Source organism: Phenylobacterium aquaticum, from assembly GCF_947378715.1.
In the GTDB taxonomy this organism is placed as follows: domain Bacteria; phylum Pseudomonadota; class Alphaproteobacteria; order Caulobacterales; family Caulobacteraceae; genus Phenylobacterium; species Phenylobacterium aquaticum_A.
In genome coordinates this window covers 1-4,958 of record NZ_CANCLE010000221.1, presented here as the reverse complement: position 1 = coordinate 4,958, position 4,958 = coordinate 1, and the positions used below count along the sequence as shown (strand labels likewise).

General features: G+C 67.8%; 4 protein-coding genes and 1 pseudogene. 3 read left to right on the top strand and 2 right to left on the bottom strand.

Annotation, left to right across the window (positions count from 1 at the left end):
- Nucleotides 1-126: pseudogene (locus tag Q7P21_RS19310) on the bottom strand (cysteine synthase A); the annotation flags it as partial.
- A 58-nt stretch (nt 127-184) separates the two neighbouring features.
- Nucleotides 185-1,420, bottom strand: a complete 1,236-nt coding sequence (locus tag Q7P21_RS19305; protein WP_304172037.1) for a cyclopropane-fatty-acyl-phospholipid synthase family protein — start codon at nt 1,418-1,420, stop codon at nt 185-187.
- Nucleotides 1,421-1,621: 201 nt separating this feature from the next.
- On the opposite strand from Q7P21_RS19305, the gene kdsA reads away from it, so the two are divergent.
- The 3 genes from kdsA to rfaD form a co-directional block, all read left to right on the top strand.
- A complete protein-coding gene (gene kdsA, locus Q7P21_RS19300; protein WP_304172033.1) occupies nt 1,622-2,467 on the top strand; it encodes a 3-deoxy-8-phosphooctulonate synthase in 846 nt (281 codons plus the stop codon).
- Nucleotides 2,468-2,511: 44 nt separating this feature from the next.
- Complete coding sequence (rfaE2, locus tag Q7P21_RS19295) at nt 2,512-3,972, top strand: D-glycero-beta-D-manno-heptose 1-phosphate adenylyltransferase (RefSeq protein ID WP_304179852.1); 1,461 nt, start codon at nt 2,512-2,514, stop codon at nt 3,970-3,972.
- On the top strand, nt 3,969-4,958 hold a 990-nt coding region (rfaD, locus tag Q7P21_RS19290), incomplete at its 3' end, for an ADP-glyceromanno-heptose 6-epimerase (RefSeq protein WP_304179850.1). The genes rfaE2 and rfaD, both read left to right, overlap by 4 nt.

The following is a 4,958-nucleotide window of genomic DNA, read 5'->3' as shown; positions in this document are numbered from 1 at the left end:
CGAGGCGCCGGGGTTCATGAACTCCGCCTTGCCGAGAATTTCGCAGCCGGTCGCCTCGCTGGCGCGGCGCAAGCGGATGAGCGGCGTGTTTCCGATGGCGTCCAGGACGCTGGGTGCGACTGTCATGCCCGCTACTTAAGGGGCCTTGGTGCATCGGAACAGGGGCGCCGCTTACGCTTTCGCGTCAGGCCTTGACCAGGCCCAGCTGGACCACGTCCGTCCGTCCGGTCCGGAAACCCGCGTCGCAATAGCTGAGATAGAACCGCCATAGCCGGCGGAACCGCTCGTCGAAGCCCAGGTGGCGAATCTCCTCCCAGGCCCCGTCAAAGGCCCTGCGCCAGGCGGCCAGGGTGTCGGCGTAGTTCTGGCCGAACCGGCCGATCCCGGTCCAGGCGAGGCCAGCGCGCTCTGTCTCGTCCCTCAGGCGCGCCTCGGACGGGAGCATGCCGCCGGGGAAGATGTATTTCTGGATGAAGTCGGCGCGACGGCGATAGCCCTCGAAGATCTGGTCCTGGATGGTGATGATCTGCAGGCCCGCCCGGCCGCCAGGCTTGAGCACCTCGCGCACCTTGCTGAAATAGGCCGGCCAGTAGCGCTCGCCCACCGCCTCGAACATCTCGATGGAGGCGACCCTGTCGAACCGGCCAGCGACGTCGCGATAGTCGATCAGCTGGATATCGACCTTCTCGTTCAGCCCCTGGTCGAACATCCGCTTGGCGGCGAAGTCGTACTGCTCGCGCGAGATGGTGATGGCGGTGACCTTGGCGCCGACCTCTCCGGCCGCGAACTCCGCGAACCCGCCCCAGCCACAGCCGATCTCCAGCACATGGTGCTCGGCCGCCAGCTCCATCTGCTCGGCGAGCGTCTTGTACTTGTTGCGCTGGGCCTCGTTCAACGGCTGGTCCGGCCGCTCGAAGCGGGCGGCGGAATAGGTCATGCTGGGATCAAGCCAGCGCGAATAGAAGGCGTTGCCCAGGTCATAGTGGGCGTGGATGTTGCGGCGCGAACCCTTGCGGCTGTTGGAATTAAGCGCATGGGCGACGAAGTTGACCATGCCCATCAGGGCGTTGCCCTCGGTCACCTGCTTCAGCTGCTCGAAGTTCAGACTGAACACGCTGAGCACCGCCGTCAGGTCCGGTGTGTCCCATTCGCCGGCCATGTAGCCCTCGGCGAAGCCGATATCGCCGGCCGCCAGCACCCGGCCGATGAAGCGATAGTCCTTGATCTGCACGATCGCCTGGGGTCCCGGCGCATCGCCGGTCAAGCGCAGCCGCCCGCCGGAAGGTGTGATGAAGGTCAGCTCGCCCGCATTCCAGTTGCGAGCCATGGTCTTGAAGGCGGCCCGGAAGATCATCGGGGCGCCGGACAGGTCCGCCGACTTGTGGATATCACGGAGATCCGTGGCGGATACAGGCGCCATGTTGTCGGGCGAAGTCATGATCACGACCCTCGAAGACGTTAACAACCTACACTTAAACGTGCGAGGAGGCGACTCGGTTCGAACCGCCCCATGGTTACGGCCAGGGTGCGCGGCAGGATGCGCGCAGGCGGATTTGGGACTTGTGGACCGGACCGGCCCGCGCCACTTAGGCGTCGCCCCGACACCTGAGGATCATCCCCCATGGCCGTGCTGACGCTCAAGAAATGGAACCTGTCGATCGGCGACGGGCATCCCCTGGTCGTCATCGCCGGATTGAATGTGCTGGAGGACCTCGATTTGGCGCGCGACACCGCCCGCCATCTCAAGGCGGTGACCGGAGAGCTGGGCCTGCCCTATGTGTTCAAGGCCAGTTTCGACAAGGCCAATCGCTCCTCGATCCATAGCTATCGCGGCCCGGGCCTGGAGAAGGGCCTGGAGATCCTGCGGACCATCAAGTCCGAGTTCGACCTGCCGATCGCCACAGACCTGCACGAGATCGATCAGTGCGAGGCGGTCGCCGCGGTCGCCGACATCGTCCAGATTCCGGCCTTCCTTTGTCGCCAGACCGACCTGGTCAACGCCGCGGCCCTGGCCACCCAGAAGGCCGGGGGCCTGCTGCATGTGAAGAAGGGCCAGTTCCTGGCTCCCTGGGACTGCCGCAACATCCTCGACAAGATCTACGAGGCGGTCGGCGAGCACATGACCATCCTGTGCGAGCGCGGCGTGTCCTTCGGCTACAACAACCTGATCGTCGACATGCTGGGCATCGAGGAGATGCAGTCCCTGGGCGCACCAGTCACCATTGACGCCACCCATGCCACCCAGCTGCCCGGCGCCAACCCCAAATCCAACGGCGCCTCCACCGGCGGGCGGCGCAGCGGCGTGCCGATCCTGGCCAAGGCGGCCGTGGCCGCCGGCGCCGACGGGGTGTTTCTGGAGTTCCACCCGGAGCCGGAAAAGGCCCTGTGCGACGGCCCCAGCTGCCTGCCGCTGGACTCAGCCGCCGGGCTGCTCAAGACGCTCAAGGCCCTGCATGCGGCGCGCTGACGGCGGCTTGACCCGGACCCCGCGCGCGATCAGAGCCTGAGACCATGGATCTTTCGACCCTTCAGCATGTGCTCGCCGCCGTCGGTGGCTCCCGCGTCGTCTGCGTCGGCGACGTGATGATCGACCGCTTCGTCTATGGCGATGTGACCCGGGTTTCGCCCGAGGCGCCGATCCCGGTCCTGGCCCGGACCCGCGAGATGGTCATGCTGGGCGGGGCCGGCAATGTGGCCCGCAACGTGGCGGCCCTGGGGGGCGAGGTCTCGCTGATCGGCCTGGTCGGCGGCGATCCGGAGGGCCACGAGGCCCTGCGCCTGGTCGGTGATGACACGGGCGTCGAGGGCTTCCTGATCCGCGATCCCTCGCGTCCGACCACCTTGAAGACCCGCTTCGTCTCCGGCGGCCAGCAGCTGCTGCGCGTCGACCTCGAAGAGAGCCGCCCGGCCGAAGGCGAGGTCGACGAGCGCCTGGTCCGCACGGTGCGTGACGTGGCCCGGGGCGCCGGCGTCATCCTGATCTCCGACTATGGCAAGGGCGTCGTCACCGATGCGGTGATCGCCGCCGCCCGCGAGGCCGGCATTCCGGTGATCGTCGATTCCAAGGCTCGCAGCTTCCTCCGCTATGGCGCGGTCGACATCATCAAGCCCAATGCCGCCGAGCTGGCCTACGCCACCGGCATGCCGGCCCAGACGAGTGACGAGGTCGCCGCCGCCATCGAGTACGCCCTGTCGCTGTGCGAGGCCAAGGCGATCCTGGTGACCCGGGCGTCCAAGGGGATTTCCCTGGGCGTGCGCGGCGAGCCGGTGCGCCACTTCGCCACCGCGCCCCGCGAGGTGTTCGACGCCTCCGGGGCCGGCGACACCACCATCGCCGCCCTGGGCCTCGGGCTCGCCGCGGGCGCCGCGATCGAGGACACCATCGCCTTCGCCATGCTGGCGTCCGGCGTCGCCGTGACCAAGGCCGGCACCGCCGTCGTCACGCCCGAGGAGATGATGGAAGCCTCCATCAGCGCTCACCTGGCCCCGGCCGAGGCCAAGATCGTCACCCCGCAGCGGATGGCCGACGAGGTCGCCCGCTGGCGCGCCAAGGGCTTGCGGGTCGGCTTCACCAATGGCTGCTTCGACATCCTGCATCGCGGCCACGTGGCCTATCTCAACCAGGCCCGCAATTGGTGCGACCGGCTGATCGTCGGCCTGAACTCCGACCGCTCGGTCCGCGCGCTGAAGGGGGAGGGCCGCCCGGTCAATGACCTGGAGGGCCGCGCCATGGTGCTGGCGGGCCTCGCCTGCGTCGACCTCGTGGCGCCCTTCGATGAGGACACCCCGCTCGACCTGATCACCACGGCCCGGCCCGATGTGCTGATCAAGGGCGCGGACTATTCGGAAGACCAGGTGGTGGGCGCGGTCGAGGTCCGGTCCTGGGGCGGCGAGGTCCGGCTGGCGGAGATCATCGACGGCTATTCGACCACGGCGGCCATCGCCCGGATGACGGCAAAGGACGGCCAATGACCCGGCGCATCATCTTCGTCACCGGCGGCGCCGGCTTCATCGGCTCCAATATCGCCGCCAAGCTGGCCGAGGACGCCAGCCTGGACGTGGTGATCTGCGACTGGCTGCATGAGGCCGAGCTCGGCAAGTGGCGCAACATCGCCAAGCACCCGATCAGCGACTTCGTGGCGCCCGAGGCCATGTTCGACTGGCTGGAGGCGCACCGGGGCGACATCGAGTGCGTCATCCATATGGGCGCGGTGTCGTCGACGACCGAGCCGGACGCCGACAAGATCATCCATGCCAACTTCACCCTCAGCCGCGACCTGTTCCTCTGGTGCGCCCGCCACCAACGCCGGCTGATCTACGCCTCCTCGGCGGCGACCTATGGCGACGGCGCCCTGGGCTTCGACGACCAGGACGACCTGGCCTCGCTGGCCGCGCTTCGGCCCCTGAACACCTATGGCTGGTCCAAGGCCCTGTTCGACCAGTTCGCCGCCCGCCAGGCCGCCCGCGACGCCGCCCCGCCCCAGTGGGTGGGGCTGAAGTTCTTCAACGTCTATGGCCCCAACGAGGAGCACAAGGACGCCATGAAGTCCGTCGCCTCGCAGATCTGGCCCAAGGTCCGCGAGGGCCAGGAGATCCAGCTCTTCAAGTCCCACCGCGAGGGCTATGAGGACGGCGGCCAGCTGCGCGACTTCGTCTATGTCCGCGATGTCGCCGACATCGTCGCCTGGCTGGTCCATTCGCCCCAGGTGAGCGGGGTCTATAATCTCGGCTCCGGCAAGGCGCGCAGCTTCGCCGACATGGCCCAGGCGGTGTTCAAGGCCGCCGGCCAGCCCGCTCGGATCGACTATGTCCCCATGCCGCCGGCCATCCGCGACAAGTACCAGTACTTCACCGAGGCCCGCATGGGCCGCCTCCAGGCCGCCGGCTACAACCAGCCGATGACCGCGCTCGAGGACGGCATCACCGACTACGTCCAGCGCTATCTCGCCCAGCCCGAT